Origin of the sequence: Asticcacaulis sp. AC402, from assembly GCF_000495835.1 — a bacterium.
GTDB lineage: Bacteria > Pseudomonadota > Alphaproteobacteria > Caulobacterales > Caulobacteraceae > Asticcacaulis.
This window is the reverse complement of the sequence record NZ_AWGC01000012.1, coordinates 236,480-252,951: the sequence shown is the minus strand read 5'-3', so window position 1 is coordinate 252,951 and position 16,472 is coordinate 236,480. Positions and strand designations below refer to the sequence as shown.

13 protein-coding genes are annotated in these 16,472 nt (G+C 61.2%); 2 read left to right on the top strand and 11 right to left on the bottom strand.

Going from position 1 to position 16,472, the window contains the following annotated elements; translation table 11 throughout:
- Positions 1–70 precede the first annotated feature (70 nt).
- The 10 genes from ABAC402_RS27465 to hmgA form a co-directional block, all read right to left on the bottom strand.
- Positions 71–991, bottom strand: coding sequence for a sugar phosphate isomerase/epimerase (locus ABAC402_RS27465; protein WP_023448922.1), 921 nt, complete (start codon positions 989–991; stop codon positions 71–73).
- An 86-nt stretch (positions 992–1,077) separates the two neighbouring features.
- On the bottom strand, positions 1,078–1,527 hold the full coding sequence (locus ABAC402_RS27460) for a response regulator (RefSeq protein ID WP_235079925.1): 450 nt from the start codon (positions 1,525–1,527) through the stop codon (positions 1,078–1,080).
- Between the two features lie 131 nt (positions 1,528–1,658).
- On the bottom strand, positions 1,659–3,281 hold the full coding sequence (locus tag ABAC402_RS27455) for a response regulator (RefSeq protein WP_023448920.1): 1,623 nt from the start codon (positions 3,279–3,281) through the stop codon (positions 1,659–1,661).
- On the bottom strand, positions 3,278–3,907 hold the full coding sequence (locus ABAC402_RS27450) for a chemotaxis protein CheB (RefSeq protein ID WP_023448919.1): 630 nt from the start codon (positions 3,905–3,907) through the stop codon (positions 3,278–3,280). Before ABAC402_RS27450 ends, ABAC402_RS27455 begins: the two co-directional genes overlap by 4 nt.
- Positions 3,904–4,764: a protein-glutamate O-methyltransferase CheR gene (locus ABAC402_RS27445; RefSeq protein WP_023448918.1), complete on the bottom strand. Its 861-nt coding sequence runs from the start codon at positions 4,762–4,764 to the stop codon at positions 3,904–3,906. Before ABAC402_RS27445 ends, ABAC402_RS27450 begins: the two co-directional genes overlap by 4 nt.
- Entirely contained in the window at positions 4,749–8,108 is a 3,360-nt protein-coding gene (locus ABAC402_RS27440; RefSeq protein ID WP_235079928.1) for a response regulator, read from the bottom strand. The genes ABAC402_RS27445 and ABAC402_RS27440 overlap by 16 nt, the downstream gene beginning before the upstream one ends.
- 202 nt (positions 8,109–8,310) lie before the next feature.
- A complete protein-coding gene (locus tag ABAC402_RS27435) occupies positions 8,311–9,312 on the bottom strand; it encodes a bile acid:sodium symporter family protein (RefSeq protein WP_023448916.1) in 1,002 nt (333 codons plus the stop codon).
- A gap of 238 nt (positions 9,313–9,550) precedes the next feature.
- Entirely contained in the window at positions 9,551–10,312 is a 762-nt protein-coding gene (locus tag ABAC402_RS27430) for a hypothetical protein (protein WP_023448915.1), read from the bottom strand.
- Positions 10,288–11,541, bottom strand: coding sequence for a fumarylacetoacetase (gene fahA, locus ABAC402_RS27425; RefSeq protein WP_023448914.1), 1,254 nt, complete (start codon positions 11,539–11,541; stop codon positions 10,288–10,290). The genes ABAC402_RS27430 and fahA overlap by 25 nt, the downstream gene beginning before the upstream one ends.
- The gene (hmgA, locus tag ABAC402_RS27420) at positions 11,538–12,806 is read right to left on the bottom strand and encodes a homogentisate 1,2-dioxygenase (RefSeq protein ID WP_031235376.1); all 1,269 of its coding nucleotides are present in this window, start codon (positions 12,804–12,806) and stop codon (positions 11,538–11,540) included. The genes fahA and hmgA overlap by 4 nt, the downstream gene beginning before the upstream one ends.
- A gap of 129 nt (positions 12,807–12,935) precedes the next feature.
- Between hmgA and ABAC402_RS27415 the strand changes: the two genes are divergently transcribed.
- On the top strand, positions 12,936–13,820 hold the full coding sequence (locus tag ABAC402_RS27415; protein ID WP_023448912.1) for an amidohydrolase: 885 nt from the start codon (positions 12,936–12,938) through the stop codon (positions 13,818–13,820).
- Between the two features lie 6 nt (positions 13,821–13,826).
- Positions 13,827–14,903 carry an L-rhamnose/proton symporter RhaT gene (rhaT, locus tag ABAC402_RS27410; RefSeq protein ID WP_031235375.1) on the top strand — a complete coding sequence of 359 codons (1,077 nt, stop codon included), beginning with the start codon at positions 13,827–13,829 and terminating at the stop codon, positions 14,901–14,903.
- A 175-nt stretch (positions 14,904–15,078) separates the two neighbouring features.
- Here rhaT and ABAC402_RS27405 read toward each other — a convergent pair whose 3' ends face one another.
- Positions 15,079–16,470, bottom strand: a complete 1,392-nt coding sequence (locus tag ABAC402_RS27405) for a glycoside hydrolase family 28 protein (RefSeq protein ID WP_023448910.1) — start codon at positions 16,468–16,470, stop codon at positions 15,079–15,081.
- Positions 16,471–16,472 lie beyond the last annotated feature (2 nt).

Genomic DNA, 16,472 nt, shown 5'->3' with positions numbered 1-16,472 from the left:
AGATTTTCCAGAGCGCAATCCGATAAAGAGTGACGCACTTTTCGGACAAATTGCGCGGCAAAACAAAAACTTACAGCTTCCGCAAATAATCGCGGCTTTCGGCCAGCGAGGTCAGGATCGGCTTCTTATACGGCGCTTCCTGCTCGACGAACCAGGCCTTGACGCCGACCTCCTTGGCCGCCTCGAAAACCGACTTCCAATCTACGACACCGGCGCCGACCTCGACCGAGCGCCAGCCCGAAGGTTCGGCCGCATCTTGGACCATATCCTTGATGTGCAGCAGATCGGTTCGGTCGGCATACTTGCGGATCGTCGCCGCCGGATCGGCCCCGCCCACGGCCACCCAGCCGATGTCAAGTTCCAATCGTAGTTGATCCGCTGGGGCCGCCGAGACCAGGATGTCCTCGCCTGTCAAACCGCCGCCCAGGTCCTTGAATTCCATCGGGTGATTGTGATAGGCGAACTTCAGGCCTGCCGCCTTGACCTTGGGCGCCATAACCGAGATATGCTCGGCATTGAACTTCCACTGGTCGGCGTCCATTGACTCGCTCATGGCCACAACCCAATCCTTTTTCGGGTCGAAATTGGCGCCAGGCTTGGGCGACGACGCCACCAGCCACTCAGCACCCAGACCAACCGCGTCGGCGAGTTCCTTGTCGAAAGCGTCGATCAGTTTCGACATGCTGGTGTGGGCGGCGCGGATCTTCAGGCCGGCATCCTCGATCTGCTTGCGATATTCCGCCGCCGAAGCCCCGCGCACGCCAGCGGTTTCGATCAACTCGTAGCCGAGTTCCTTGACCGCCTTAAGCGTGCCCGGAATGTCTTTTTCCAGCTCGGCATTAACAGTCCATAACTGCATGCCCAGCGCCCAGGTCGAGGTCAGGCCAGCGGAGGCCGGCGTATCGGAAGGTTTGCTGCACGCGGCCAGCCCGCCAAAGGCCATGGCGCCCAGAAGCACGCCGCGGCGCGACGGTTCGAACCTGAAAGTCATGATGTGATCCCTGCATCAAATGTTATGTTTTATACCGGAATTTTGTAATCGATTACAGTAAACCTGTCAAATGCCCAACGCTTCTGCTATCTTTCAGCCGGGGTCTTGTGCAGGGTTTTTTCGATGCTGGCCAAAAGGTCCTTCAGCGCTTCGAGATACAGCGGCTTGACCAGATGGTGGTGAAAGCCGGCTTCGTTGGTCAGTCGGCGGTGTTCGGCCTCGCCCCAGCCGGTCTGAGCGATAAACACCGTGTCGGCCAGTTCAGGTTCTTTGCGCAGCAGACGGCACAGGTTGTAGCCGTTCATCCCAGGCAGTCCCAGATCCATCATGATGACGTCGGGCCTGTAGGCCACGACTTGATCCTGGGCCTGTTTCGGAGACAAGGCCAGCCTGTAGTCATAGCCCAGCATCTCGACCAGCCATCCGGTAGTCTGGGCCAGGGCCTCGTTGTCCTCGACGATCATAACCCGCATAACCGGATTGCCGCCTGTGCCGTCAGCCATGGCAGTGCCCTCGATACGTTGTTGAAGCGTCACGTCACTGCGCCCTGCGCGCCCTAAAATCGACCCTGAAATCTCCAAATACAATGAATTTTTTATTATAAGGGGTAAGCGGCGTTCGGCTCAGTCTTTTGTAAAATAAATGTAAATGCGAATTGCTTCGCCGGTCAACCGTCACGGCTGGACCCCACCTGGCTAAGAACGCGCGTCAGAATATCCAGGCTCACCGGTTTGGTGACGTGCTGGTCAAAGCCGGCGTCGAAGGCCTGGCGCCGGTCGCTTTCCTGACCCCAGCCCGTCTGGGCGACGATGGCGACCGGGTCCATTTCGGGCATGGCGCGCAAGGTTCGGCAAACCTCATAGCCGTCCATACCGGGCATGCCGATATCGAGCAAGACAACGTCGGGGCGATGGTTGCGTGCGGCGATCAGCGCCGCCGGACCGTTGTTTGCGACCCTCGGCCGGTGGCCCAGCAGCTCCAGCATCCACCGCGTCGTGTCGGCGGAATCGCAATTATCGTCGACGATCAGCACATCGAGCGGCCGCGCCAGGCCCCGGTCCGCGTCAACCTCCGGCGGGCGCGCGTCCGGCTCGGTCGCCAGCGGCAGGCGCACGGTAAATGTGCTGCCATGGCCTATGCCCTCGCTCTCGGCCACGGCCTTGCCGCGATGCATTTCGACCAGTTTCTGCACCAGGGCCAGGCCTATCCCCAATCCACCCTGAGAGCGATCAAGTTGCTGATCGACCTGGGTGAACAGTTCGAACACCTTGCGCAACATGTCGGGAGCGATGCCGATGCCGCTGTCCTTCACACGGATTTCGATCTGATTGCCATCCGGGGCCACGCTCAATGTGATGCGGCCGCCTTCAGGGGTGTATTTGGCCGCATTATTGAGCAGGTTGGAGACGATCTGGGCCAGCCGGGTCAGGTCGCCATCGACCCACAAGGGAGGTTCGGGCACCTCGACGGCCAGTGCGTGCATGCCGGCGTCGATCAGCGGCTTGCTGGCTTCCAGCGCCGCCTTGACGGCGTCCTGGATGGCGATGCGTTCCATGCGCAGGTCGATCTTGCCGCGGCTGACGCGCGAAACGTCAAGCAGGTCGTCGATCAACCGTACCAGATGGGTCAGCTGACGGTCCATCATGTCGCGCACGGTATCGGCGCGCTCGCCATCCGGCGCCATGCGCAGGATCTGCAGACCGTTGCGGATAGGCGCCAGGGGGTTGCGCAGTTCGTGGGCCAGGGTGGCGAGGAATTCGTCCTTGCGCTGGTCGGCCTCCCGAAGCGCATTGGCGTTGCGGTGGCTTTCCTTGAGCAGGCGGAGATTTTCTTCTGCGAACGCTTTGAGGTTGTCGCGCTGGCCGGCGATCTGCTGGCGTTGAAGATACAGTTCGCAGAAGACAGAAACTTTGGAGCGAAGAACATCTGGCTCGAGCGGTTTTTGGAGAAAGTCAACGGCGCCGGCCTCGTAGCCGCGGAAACGGCGCTGACGGTCGCTTGATCCTGCCGTCAGGAACATGATTGGCACTCGACGGGTGCGCTCGTTGCCGCGCATCAGTTCGGCCAGGTCAAAACCGTCCATGTCGGGCATCATGACGTCGAGCAATGCTAAGGCGATGTCATGCTTCAGCAAAAGTTCCAGGGCTTCGTTGCCGGAACTGGCCTTCAGGAGAACGAGGCCGTCGCGGCGCAGCAGGGCCTCGAGCGACAGCAGGTTCTCGGGCCGGTCGTCGACCAGGAGAATGGTCACCGGCATGGCCGAAGTCAGGTGGCTGAGCATGGCGGTCATGGTGCCTCCGCTCGGTGAAGGGTCAGCAGATGATCGGCGATGGCTTCCAGCGGCAGGGTGCGGGCCTGGGGTACGGCGGCCAACGCGGCAAGGGGCATGTCCGGGGCGCGAGCCTGGTCAGGCGTTTGAACAACGACCTGGTCACCGCGGTCGTAAATCGCTTTCAGGCCAGCGGCGCCGTCTTTGTTGGCGCCGCTGAGGACGATGCCGGTAACCGCCGGGCCAAAGGCGTCGGCTGCAGTTTCGAACAGTATGTCGATGGCCGGGCGTGAAAACAGCACGGGCTCCTCGCTGGACAGGCTGAGACGCCGGTCGGTTTCGACCAGAAGATGATAGTCGGCCGGTGCGAAATAGACGGTGCTGCGTTCGATCGGCACCTTGTCGTCAGCCTCGCGCACCGCGACGGCGCATTTGGCATCGAACAGCTCAGCCATCAGGCTCTTGCGGTCGGGTGGCAGGTGTATGACCACCATGACCGGAATGGGGTAGTCCGCGGGCAGATGCGGCAGTATGGCCGAAAGGGCCTCGACCCCGCCGGCGGAAGCCCCAATGACGATCGCTTCCTTTGGTACCCCGGTTACTTGAATGACTGTCTGTCCTTGCGGCTGGATGGCGCTCTTCTTCATGCCAGGTCCCGTTTCTGGTAAAGGCGCTCCCCGCGCGCGAACTCCGAAAAGGCTTCGCTTCGGCGGGAGAAGCGCAGGGTTTCCTTTGCCCCCAAGCCCAGGAAACCCTTTCGGATCAGGGAGGACTGGAACAGGCCGATGGCGCGGTCCTGCAGGGCGCAATCGAAATAGATCAGCACATTGCGGCAAGAGCACAGGTGGGTTTCCGCAAACACCGCATCGGTCGCCAGGCTGTGATCAGAAAAGACGCAGTTTTTGCGCAGGGATTTGTCGAACACGGCAGCGCCATAGGCGGTGCGATAATAATCCGAAAGCGAGGATTTACCCCCTGACAGACGGTGGTTTTCGGTAAACAACTTCAAGCGGTCCAGGTCGTAGATGCCGGCCTCGGCCTTTTTCAGCGCTTCGGGGTTGATGTCCGTTGCGTAAAACAGGGTTCGCGATTCCAGGCCTTCCTCGCGGAAAAGGATAGCGAAGGAATATAGCTCCTCGCCGGTGGAGCAGCCGGCGATCCAAACCTTGAGCGACGGGTAGGTTCTGAGGTGCGGAATGACTTTTTCGCGCAGGGTGCGGAAATACTGTGGATCGCGGAACAGTTCGCTGACCTGGACGGTGAGGAACGACAGCAGTTCGGTCATCAGTTCGGGTTCGTGCAGAACCCGGTCCTGCAGGGCAGAAAGGGTGGCGCAGCCGAACTTTTGCCGGGCCTGGTTCAGCCGGCGTTTCACCGAAGCCATGGCATAGCCGCGGAAGTCGTAGTGGTACTTTTGGAAGATGGCTTCCAGCAACAGGCGGATCTCGATGTCGTCGGTGCGGCCGACGGGCCGATGCGGGTCAGGGCTTATTTTGGCATCCATACCCGCACCAGCGACACGAGCTTGTCGACATCGAGCGGCTTGGCCATGTAGTCATTGGCTCCTGCCGCGATGCAGCGCTCCTGGTCGTCCTTCATAGCCTTGGCGGTCAGCATGATGACTGGCAGCTTCTTCCATGCCTTGTTTTCCCGAATCTTCCGCATCGCCGTCAGCCCATCCATTTCAGGCATCATCACGTCCATCAGTACCAGGTCGATGGCCTGGTCGGGCAGTTCCTGCGTTTTGTCGAGTGTATCCAGCGCCTCACGGCCATTGCGCGCGATGGCGATGATGGCGCCCAGCGGCTCGAAGATGTTGGTGACGGCATAGACGTTGCGAACGTCGTCCTCGACCAGCAGGATTCTGCGACCTTCCAGCATGGCGTCGCGGTGCTTGGCCTTTTTGAGCAGTTTTTGCTGCTCCGGCGACAGTTCCGCCACCACCTGGTGCAGGAACAAGGTAACCTCGTCCAGCAGGCGTTCGGGCGACTTGGCGCCCTTGATGATGATCGAGCGCGAATAGCGGCGCAGCTTCTGCTCGTCATCGTACGAAATCTCGCGGCCGGTATAGACGATGACGGGCGGGAAGGCATAAGACTCTTCCTGGGACAGTGTTTCCAGCAGAGAATAGCCGGAGGCGTCGGGCAGGGACAGATCCAGCACCATGCAGTCGAAGGTTTGGTCTTTCAGCTTTTCGAGACATTCGGCGGCGGTGCCGACGGCGACGCATTCGACGTCCTGAGAGGCCAGCAGCTTGCACATGGCGTGACGTTGGACTTCATCATCCTCGACGATCAGGATTTGACGCATCGGCTGATCCAGGCGCGCCTCCAGACGTTTGAAGGCATCGATCAGTTCTTCGCGCTTGACCGGTTTCAGCATGTAGCCGACAGCGCCCAGTGACAGGGCGGTATGGGCATAGTCGCCGGCCGAGACGACATGGACGGGGATATGCCGGGTGCGGACGTCGCGCTTCAACCGGTCCAGGACGGAAAGTCCGGAATGGTCCGGCAGGCCGACATCGAGCACGATGGCCGAAGGCGTATACTGCTGCGCTGTCGCCATGGCGTCTTCGGCAGTGTGGGCGACCAGGCACAGGAAGTCGAGATCGTGGGCCAGGTCGTAGAGGATACGGGCGAAAGAGGGATCGTCCTCGACGACGAGGATGCTGCGAGCGCCCGCTTTCAGTTTTTCACGGTCATCGCCGACATCGCTGCGCGGCATCGGTATGGCCGGGCGTTCCGGCAAGGGTTCAGGTAAGCCGGCCGGCAACGGTGGCGCGACCTTGGTGTCGCGGCGCAACTCGTCCCGGGACCAATCATTTGCCAGAGGCAGCGACAGGCTGAAGGTTGAACCGAGGCCAAGCTGGCTGGCTACGGCCAGTGTACCACCCAGCAGGCGCGATAGCTCGCGAGAGATCGACAGGCCCAGGCCCGTGCCGCCGTATTTGCGGCTGATTGTGCCATCAGCCTGACGGAAGGCGTCGAACACCAGATGCTGATGTTCTGGCGAAATGCCGATGCCTGTGTCCTTGACGGTAAAGACGATGCGGCCCTCATCCTGCAGAATGGCCAGTTCGACACTGCCGGCCTCCGTGAACTTGCAGGCATTGCTGAGCAGGTTCTTCAGAACTTGTTCCAGGCGCTGACGGTCGGTGATCACCGTCTCCGGAACCCCGGCGCCCAGGCGCGTGATCAGTGTCAGGCTTTTCTGCGCGGCGACGGGCGCGAAAGCCCTTTCCAAATCGCTGGCCAGGCGCTTCAGCGACACAGGTTCGGGGTGGATTTCCATCTGACCGGCCTCGATCTTAGACAGGTCGAGGATGTCGTTGATCAGGGCCAGCAAGTCATCGCCTGACGACTGGATGGTGCGGGCGAATTCGACCTGCTCCTCAGTCAGGTTACCCCCTGTGTTATCGCTGAGCAGTTTGGCCAGGATCAGCGACGAATTGAGCGGCGTACGCAGTTCGTGCGACATATTGGCCAGGAAGTCGGACTTGTAACGGCTGGACTGCTCCAACTCGATAGCCTTCACGTCGACCTCGTCCTTGGCGCGGCTGAGGTCATCGCGCTGGACCTCCAGTTGCGCGGCCTGTTCCTGTAGCAGGTAATTGGTCTGTTCCAGTTCGGCCTGCTGCTGTTCCAGGCGGACGTGCGATTCCTTTAGCGCCCGGCTTTGTTCTTCCAGTTCCTCGTTGTTGACACGCAGTTCCTCGCTCTGGGTTTGCAACTCTTGCGACTGGCGCTGGGTTTCCTCGAGGAAGCTCTCCAAGGCAGCGCGGTAATTTGCCGAGCGCACAGCGACGCTGATGACCTCGGAGGCGCGTTCCAGCAGGTCCGCCGTGGCCGGTGGATAGGCGTGCAGGAAGCCCAGTTCGATCACCGCCTCGATGACACCGTCGGACTTGGCCGGCAGGATGATGACATGTTTCGGCCGCCACTGACCCAGGGCGGCGCCGACGGTCAGATGGCTGTCGGCGATGTTATTGATGACCATCGCCTTGCCGTCGACAACGGCCTCACCCAGCAGCCCCTGGCCGCGCGTGAAGTTTTTCGGCAGGTCGTCGTCGACGGGCACGCCGTAGGTGGCAGCGCGCTTGTAGGCGCTGCCGTCGGCGGCATAGAAGGCGGCGGCATGGGCGTCGGTGTATTTAGCGAGATAGATCAGGGCGTTCCTGGCCAACTGATCCAGCCTTTGCTCACCGAGCAGGGCAGCGCTGAGCCCGGCCTGGCCGCTTTGCAGCCACTCCGACCGGCGCCGCAAGGTCGCGGCGCGGCTGATCATCCAGGTGATGGCGACCGACAGGATGACACCGATAACGGCGGAAATGAGCACACTGGCGAAGGCCGTGACGAAGGCCTCCTGACGTTCGACCAGGCGTGCCTGACGGATGCTTCGCGTTTCATCCTGCATGTCACTGACCAGACCGCGCATGGCATCCATGTCGGCCTTGCCGCGATTGCGCCTGATAACCACCAGGGCGGCATCGGGCCCCTCCTGGCGGTAGAGATCGACGGTCCGGGTAAGTTCGGCCAGCTTGGAGTCGATATGGCCCTGCATGGCCTGAAGCCGCCGTACCTGATGAGGCTGGCTTTCCATCGCACGCTCCAAGGCCATCATCTGGTTTTCGACAGCCGGCAGGGCCTCCTCATACGGTTGGAGGTAGGCGGCCTCACCGGTCAGGAGAAAGCCCCGCTGGCCGGTTTCGGCGTCCTTGAGCAGGCTCATGATATTGTTGAGGCCTAGCAGCACTTCATGGGTTTCGGCCACCAGTTCGGCATTGCGGTTGAGCGTGCGGACGTTGAGAAAAGATATCATTCCGCTGATGACGAAGAAGACGGCGATCATGGCCAGGCTGAGCGAGATGATCAGGTCAGTACGTAACTGCCTGTCAGTTGCGGCCTTCTTCAAAAGATTTATCAATGTCGCGTCCCCAATGCCTCCCCGGCCCACCGCTGCCACGGTTTGCCGTTGGTGACCATAGGGTCGGCTCGATAAGCATCCAATAAGGAGCATGCGAACCGGCATAAGGTTTTCATAAAGCGCGGATTTACGATGTGCCTTGGTTTGAGCGTTCTTCGCGTTCGGCGGCGTCGGCATAGCGCCGGGCCAGGAGGCTGCACACGATCAACTGGAGCTGGTGGTACAGCATGATCGGCAGCATGATCATGCCCATCCCTGGGTGTCCAGCAAACAAGACGGCCGCGATTGGCGCGCCATTGGCCAGGCTTTTTTTCGAGCCACAGAACACGGCGGCGACCTCATCTTCGCGCGGGAAGTTGAAAATCCTCGCGGCGAAGCGGGTAGCGGTCAGAACCACAGCCAGCAAGGCCGAAACCATAGCGAGGATGCCGACAATGACGAGCGGATTGTAGTTGGTCCAGATCTTCGCCAGGGTCGATTCACTGAAGGCGGCGTAGACGATCAGCAGGATGACCGTGCGGTCGGCCCGGGTGATCCAGCTTTTGTGGCGGGCGATGAAGTCCTTAAGCAGCGGCCGGAACACCTGGCCGGCGACAAAGGGCAGCAGAAGGGTGAGCGCGACATCGCGAATGGCCGACAGCACGTCGAGTTGTCCGCCGGTGGCCGTGTGGGCGACCATCGAAACCAACAGCGGCGTGATCACCATGCCGATCAGGCCGGACAGGGTGGCGTCGAACACCGCGCCCGGCACATTGCCCTTGCCCAGGGCGGTCATGGCGACGGAGGAGGAGATGGTCGAAGGCAGGGCGCAGAGATAGAAAAAGCCCAACCGGACATCGGGCGGAAGTATGCCTTGCGTGCCAAAGAAGACGGCGATACCGATGGCGGGGAACAGGATAAAGGTGGCGGCATGGACAAACAGATGCAGCCGCCAGTTGGCGGCGCCGGCCTTGATGGCGTGCGGCGACAGGTTGGCACCGTGCAGGAAGAAGACAAGGGCGATACCGATCTGGGTGACGATGTCGAGATGCAGGATCCCGTCCCTGACGCCGTACTGCGGGAACAGCAGCCCCAGCACCACGGCCCCCAGCATGGCGGCGACAAACCCGTCGATTTTTAAAAACTTCATCCACCCTTCCAACCGCTTCAAGACTATCGCCGAGAGAGCAGCAGGCTCCGTCCTCACGACGACGTGGGAAGGAGAAGATCAGATGCTCTCCTGAATTCTAGAGCCAGATGACTTTAGATTGAATCGCCATCTCGCTCTAAGTTTTTGTTTTGTCGCGCAGTTTATCCGAAAAGTGCTGCACACTTTATAGGATTGCGCTTTAAAGCGATTCTTGTAGCCAAACGTATTTCCGTATGACTTACAAAAAGTTATTCGGCCAGATCATGGTCCGCCACATGTGCGCGACCGGCGAACCGTCGAAACCCAAACCGTCTTTGGGCGTTTTGAAATGGCGGCCGATGATGTCGTCGAACAGCTCCAGTTGCGGCAGCGGACCCTTGTCGAACAGATAGGTATCGAAAATCGTCACCTGGCGCGACGCCATGTACCAGCGGTGGCTACGCGCGAATTCGGCATCGCGGCGAATATAGTCCGGAGGCACATAGTCTTCTCCGAAAAACCGGTTGTAATTGTCAGGGTACGGATAACCGTTGGGCTCGTCGGCGAAATAGCGCAGGGCCTGGTGATACTGCACCGCCCAGGCAACCTTGTCGCTGACATAGGGGGCGATCATCTGGGCACTCCAGTAGCCGTGGTCCGAACGGATCAGGCAGGGCAGGGCGATGTCGTGGAGCAAGACCGCCAGCACCACCTCTTCGTCCATACCGCCTTCCAGCGCCTTTTGCGCCGAGATCAGCAGGTGCCGGCCAGTGGCGCCCAGCAGGAGCAGGCGGTGGCGGAAGAAATCCTGCAAGGTCGGGGCTGCCGGCAGCTTTGGCAGGGCCGGGTTGTCGCCCATCATCAGGACCGCGCCGGACGCGAGCTGCTTCAGGGCTTCTGTCTCGAAATCGGGCAGGTCAGTGCCCAACTGGCCCACGGCCGCCGGCACGATGATGCGTTTGCGCCCGGATTGTGGAAAATCATCAAATTCGCACATCAGCCCGTCACCCTGGCGCGGCATGCCCCGAATCCTATGGACACATATCCGTCGGCGGTGCAACGCCCGACCAGCCAGACCTCGTCGCCGTCCTCCAGGAAGCGCCGCATTTCGCCCGATGCCAGTTCCACAGGCACCTTGCCGCCTTGGCTCAGTTCCAGCAGGCTGCCAGCCTGTTCCGGCTGCGGTCCGGAAAGCGTTCCTGTACCCAGCAGATCGCCGGTGGTCAGGTTGCAGCCATTGCTGGCGTGGTGGGTGACGATCTGGGCCGGGGTCCAGTACATGGCGTCGCGCGCCGAACTGCGGCTCAACACGTGTGGCGCCAGGCCCTGGTCGCGCATGGCGGCGGTCTGGATCTGGACCTCGAGTTCGACGTTGTAGACCGTGCTCTCACCGCGCAGATAGGGCAGGGGTTGCGGATCGCCGTCAGGCCGCGGCAAGGCCCCTACCCGGAACGGTTCCAGTGCTTCCGCGGTGACCACCCAGGGCGAAACCGTGGAGTGGAAATTCTTGGCCAAAAAAGGCCCCAGCGGCTGGTATTCCCAAGCCTGAATGTCGCGCGCCGACCAGTCATTGAGCAGGCATATGCCGGCGATATGTTGCTCGGCCTCATCGAGGGGGATGGCTCGGCCAAGATGATTGCCGCCGCCGATCCACAGCCCCAGTTCGAGTTCGAAATCCAGCCGCTTGCACGGACCATACACCGGCACGTCGCTGTCAGCCGGCTTGGTCTGGCCGTGCGGGCGTACCACGGGCACGCCGGACGGCCGGATACTGGAGGCCCGGCCGTGGTAGCCGATCGGCACGTGTTTGTAGTTGGGCAACAGAGGATTGTCTGGCCGGAACAAGGCGCCAACGGCCCTGGCGTGATGGATGCCGACATAGAAGTCGGTATAGTCGCCGATCCGCATCGGCAGATGCATGGTGCAGTCCGCCGCCCGATGAAGATAGGCTTGCGTCACCTGACGATACTGCGGATCGCTCAGCAGTTTTGACATCTGGCAGCGCAGGGTCTTGCGCAGTGCCGGCATGCCAAGCACATCGGCGAGATCGCGAGGGGCCTCGCCGATCAGCGCGGCCTCGGCCAGGGCCTCCAGTTCGATGATATGGTCACCGATGGCCACGCCGGGCCGCGGCGCTTCATCCACCGGGCTGAACAGGCCGAACGGCAGGTTCTGGATCGGGAAGTCGCCATGGCCGTTGGCATCGGCGACCCAACTGGTCAGGTTCGGATTATGCGTATCGTCGATCATGGCAACCTGGCTTTCTCAAATCCGCCCCAGCAGGCGTCGTAGTCCTTTTGCGCCATCTCGGTGGCAAGGGCCGTGGGCGTCAGCACCCAGCGGGTTTCGAACATGAAGGCCATAGTGTCGGCGATGCGGTGCGGTTTCAACTCGGCGGCGACGGCCTTGGCGTAGCTGTCGCGGTCGGGGCCGTGGGCATTCATGCAGTTGTGAAGCGAGGCACCACCCGGCGCAAAACCATCCGCCTTGGCGTCGTACTGGCCTTCGATCAGCCCCATGAACTCGCTCATGACGTTGCGATGGAACCAGGGCGGGCGGAAGGTGTCTTCGGCGACCATCCAGCGCGGCGGGAAGATGACGAAGTCGCAATTGGCCGTGCCGGCAATCTCGGACGGCGAGGTCAGGACGGTGAAGATCGATGGGTCGGGGTGGTCGAAGCTGACCGTATTGATCGTATTGAACCGGCGCAGGTCATAGCGATAGGGGGCATGGTTGCCATGCCAGGCGACGACATCGAGCGGCGAATGGTCAAGCCTTGTGGTCCAAAGATGACCCATGAACTTCTGGACAAGGGTGTGCGGCCCATCGCGGTCTTCGAAGGCTGCCATCGGAGTCTCGAAATCGCGCGGATTGGCAAGGCCGTTGGCGCCGATCGGCCCAAGATCCGGCAGCCGGAACGGTGCGCCGTAGTTCTCACAAACATAGCCCCGCGAAGGACCATCGATCGCGACCCGGAATTTCAGACCGCGAGGAATGACGGCGATCTGGAGCGGTTCGACCTCCAGCACGCCGCATTCGGTCATGACCTGCAAAGCGCCCTCCTGCGGTACGATGACCATTTCGGCATCGGCATTGAACAGGACGCGGTCCATGCTGCAAGCGGCGGTGTAAAGGCTTAATGCCACACCCGACTGGGTTGCGACATCGCCGTTGCCGGCATAGGTCACCAGCCCGTCGATAAAGTCATGTTCCCCGTCGACCGTGACCGGCGACCAGCGCAGGCGGTTGGGCGTCACCTTTCCGCCGAACGGCGCACTCAGCCACCGACCGGCGCCATCCAGCGGCTGAAACGGCGGGTGCTGGGCACTGGGGCGCAACCGGTAAAACCAGGTGCGGCGGTTGTCGCTGCGCGGTGCCGTAAACGCGGTGCCGGAAAACTGCTCGGCATAGAGCCCGAAGGGCACATGCTGCGGCGAATTGCGGCCGACAGGCAGGGCGCCTGACTCCGCTTCGGTGGCGAAATGATTGCCGAAACCACTCAGATAGGCCGCCATGATGTCCTCCGTTGCGTGCAGCATAGTATCAAATGAAACTGTTTTCCAGCCTTCAATTGCCTTGACTCACTGTTCCCACATAGTATGGTTTTGTCATAATAAATGGGACAAACATCAGGAACCGTCCAGATGACCATAGAGCGTTTTGTCGACGCCCACATCCATCTTTGGCAGATTCGGCACCTTTCCCACATTCGTTATCCGTGGCTGACCCCACCGTTTTCGGACGATGGCCCCAATGGTTCGGTCGAGCCCATCGCCCACGATTATCTGCCCGCGGACTATCGCGGCGACGCCGCCGGTTTCAATGTCACCAAGATCGTCCATATCGATGCCGGTGCCCACCCGGAAGACGCCCTGGCCGAGACGCGTTGGCTGCAAGACCTGCCGGCCGGCCCTGATGCCATCGTCGCCTTTGCGGCGCTGAACAATACTGATGTCGAAGGCTTGTTAGCTGCGCATGTCGAGAGTTCCAAGGTGCGCGGTATCCGCCATATCCTGAACTGGCATCCCGATCCGCGCCTGACCTATGGGCCCGACAATTTGTTCGATGATCCGCAGTTAGCCAAGGGCTATGCCCTGCTGGCAAAATACAGCCTAAGCTTCGACCTGCAGATCTATCCGGTCCAGATGGCGCAGGCCTATGAGGTGGCGAAGAACCATCCCGACATCCAGGTGATGATCAACCATATGGGCATGCCGGTCGACGGGGTTGAGGCGTGGCGCTTTGGTATGCGCAAGCTGGCGGAACTGCCGCATGTGGCGGTAAAGATTTCCGGCCTCGGTTTTGTCGACCGGAACTGGACGGCTGACAGCATTGCGCCGCTGATCCATGAGACCATCGATATCTTCACGCCGGCGCGCGTCATGTTCGCCAGCGACTTCCCGACGGATAAGCTGTTCAACGGTTATGCGCGGCAACTTCAAACCTACGACGAGCTGACAACCAAGTTCAGCCGACAAGAACGGGACGCGATGTTCGCGGCGAATGCGGAACGCCTTTACAGGATATAACCTCTAATGACTCCAAACCCCTTGGTGGGCGTGATTTTTCACTGGCTGGGCGGCCTCGCCTCGGCCAGCTTTTACGTGCCCTATAAACGCATCAAACTGTGGTCGTGGGAGATTTTCTGGCTGACCGGTGGCATCTTTTCGTGGGTGCTCGCGCCGTGGTTTTTTGCCTTCCTGCAAACCCAGGATCTGCTCGGTGTTCTGGGCCGTACGCCCCGCGACGAAATCATGGCCTGTATCGCCTATGGCGCGGCCTGGGGTGTCGGTGGGCTGACCTTTGGCCTGACTATGCGCTATCTCGGCCTGTCGCTGGGCATGGCGGTGGCGCTGGGCCTGTGTACCGCCATCGGTACCCTGGGCCCGCCCATCGTCACCGGCGAACTGGGTGAACTGGCCGCCAAGCCCGGCAGCCTCTATACCTTTATCGGCGTCGGCCTGGTCTTGATCGGGATTTTAGTGGTCGCACGCGCTGGCCATGCCAAGGAAAAGGAAATCCCCGGCGAAAAGGAAGGCCTGGAGGAGTTCCACCTGGTCAAGGGCCTGCTGATCGCCATCCTGTGCGGCGTGATGTCGAGCTTTTTTGCCTTCGGGCTGCAGGAAGGCGACCAGATCAAGGCCCTGTCGGCGGCGGCCGGAACCGGTCCGTTGTGGGTAGGCTTGCCGGTGCTGTGTGTGGTGCTGATCGGCGGCTTCCTGACCAACTTCATCTGGTCGGGCTATCTGATCCTGAAAAACAAGTCGGCCGGCAATTGGATCGGCAAGACGCCGACCGGTGAAAAGGTGCCTCTGCTGCCCAATTACCTGCTGGCGGCGCTTGGCGGGACCCTGTGGTACTTCCAGTTCTTCTTCTACTCGATGGGCGAAAGCCAGATGGGTGCGTTCGGCTTTTCGAGCTGGACCCTGCACATGGCGTCGATCATCCTGTTCTCGACCCTTTGGGGGTTCGCCCTGCAGGAGTGGAAGGGGACCTCGTTCAAGACCCAGGCCCTCGTCTGGCTGGGAATCGGGTTGCTGGTCGGTTCGACAGTCGTGATCGGCTACGGCAATTATGAAGCGCAGCAGACGGCCCAGATCGTACAGAAGTAACGCTGTAGAATCCCCTCTCCCCGTTTACGGGGAGAGGTTAGGGTGAGGGGCCTGGTAGGCGTCGCTGCACAATCGTCTTTGGAAGGCCCCTCAGGCTCGCCGCCCCGCGCCGATCGCGGTCACTTCGTTCCGCTCTCGTACTCTCCCCGCGGGCGGGGAGGGGTAACATAATACCTTATCCTGAGCTTACGTCATCCAGGATCCGTTCCGGTCTCTCATCACCGGCGGTGCTCAATTCAACCCCATCTAGCACCAACCCACGCACGTGCCGCGCCCACAGCCCCCAGGCCGGCGTGACCCCGAACATGGATGGTTCCGGATAGGCATCGGCCAGTTCCCCCGGCACAACCGCCGGAGCGACACCCCCGCCACGATAGCTCAGACGGATATCCTGCAGCACGACATCCTCGACCGGATGCCCGGGCAAACCCACGATCATGGCGCAATAATCCGCCAGCACATCCTCTGCCGTAAATCGCCGTACCGTTACCCGCCGGATTCCCCCAGGCCTAGCCCCTTCCGGCGCGCGCAACCGGGCGCCGATACGCAAAAACAAGGGCGCCGTCGTCACCTCTTGAAGTGTCACATCCTCGACCGTGACATCCTCGATCACCCCGCCGTCGACCGTCTCCAGCGCCAGTCCGCGCGAGCGCTCGAAGCGGCAGTTGCGAAGGGTGATGCGGCGGAAATCACCACTCGACTCCGTGCCGATCTTGATCCGCCCGGTCACCCGGTCGCGGTCCGGCGAGAGTTCCTGGGTCCGGCCGAAGGTACCGTCCAACATCGTCCCCGGATCATAGCCCGACACGACACAGCCTTCGATCAGCACATCCTCGACCGCCCGGCGCTCGCCCAAGGCAAAGGACGACTTCAGCACAATCGCATCATCGTTAGGCGTATTGACGCGGCAGCCGCGCACCACCACGCGCTTGCAGCCATCGATATCCAGACCGTCGCGGTTGGTGTCGATGGTCAGATCCTGGCAGCACAGATCGTCGCAGCCCGACGCCAGAAGCGCAAAATGACCGCCCCGGACGATGGTAATGCCTTTCAGAGTGACATTGCGGCAGCGTTTCAGGGCGATTGCCTTATTACCCAATCCCTGCATCGCGGAGACCTCGGGTGACAGTTCGGCCATGATCTCGGCGGACAGGCCGCGCATCGACAGAGGAAATTCGCCGGCCTGCTTTTTCCACTGCGAGCCCGGTCCTTCGCGGGTCAATCCGGCGCCGTCGATCAACCCTTCACCTTCGATGACGATATCGCTCAGGCCTTCGCCCCAGATCAAACTGTTGCGCCAGTGCGAATGGCCGAAGTCCTGATACAGGTCGAACGGATTGTCTTCGGGCAGGTCGTAACCCTTGCCGGGCGCCGCCTCCAGCACCGCACCGGCGCTCAGGTACAAAGTCACCCCGTTGACCAGGCGGATCGAATGGCTGAGGTAGCGTCCGGGCGGAAACAGTACGGTGCCGCCGGCGGCCGCAGCCTGGACCGCGGCGTTGATGGCGTCGGTGTCCAGGGTGACGCCGTCGCCGGAGGCGCCGAAGTCGCGGACGTTGCAGATCATGC

Bases quoted from the DNA above. Each gene is read 5' to 3' on its own strand.
- ABAC402_RS27465 (WP_023448922.1), bottom strand. From the start codon at position 991: ATGACTTTCAGGTTCGAACCGTCGCGCCGCGGCGTGCTTCTGGGCGCC.
- ABAC402_RS27440 (WP_235079928.1), bottom strand. From the start codon at position 8,108: ATGATCGCCGTCTTCTTCGTCATCAGCGGAATGATATCTTTTCTCAAC.
- ABAC402_RS27445 (WP_023448918.1), bottom strand. From the start codon at position 4,764: ATGGATGCCAAAATAAGCCCTGACCCGCATCGGCCCGTCGGCCGCACC.
- ABAC402_RS27455 (WP_023448920.1), bottom strand. From the start codon at position 3,281: ATGACCGCCATGCTCAGCCACCTGACTTCGGCCATGCCGGTGACCATT.
- fahA (WP_023448914.1), bottom strand. From the start codon at position 11,541: ATGATCGACGATACGCATAATCCGAACCTGACCAGTTGGGTCGCCGAT.
- hmgA (WP_031235376.1), bottom strand. From the start codon at position 12,806: ATGGCGGCCTATCTGAGTGGTTTCGGCAATCATTTCGCCACCGAAGCG.
- ABAC402_RS27415 (WP_023448912.1), top strand. From the start codon at position 12,936: ATGACCATAGAGCGTTTTGTCGACGCCCACATCCATCTTTGGCAGATT.
- ABAC402_RS27405 (WP_023448910.1), bottom strand. From the start codon at position 16,470: ATGATCTGCAACGTCCGCGACTTCGGCGCCTCCGGCGACGGCGTCACC.
- ABAC402_RS27435 (WP_023448916.1), bottom strand. From the start codon at position 9,312: ATGAAGTTTTTAAAAATCGACGGGTTTGTCGCCGCCATGCTGGGGGCC.
- ABAC402_RS27430 (WP_023448915.1), bottom strand. From the start codon at position 10,312: ATGCCGCGCCAGGGTGACGGGCTGATGTGCGAATTTGATGATTTTCCA.
- ABAC402_RS27450 (WP_023448919.1), bottom strand. From the start codon at position 3,907: ATGAAGAAGAGCGCCATCCAGCCGCAAGGACAGACAGTCATTCAAGTA.
- rhaT (WP_031235375.1), top strand. From the start codon at position 13,827: ATGACTCCAAACCCCTTGGTGGGCGTGATTTTTCACTGGCTGGGCGGC.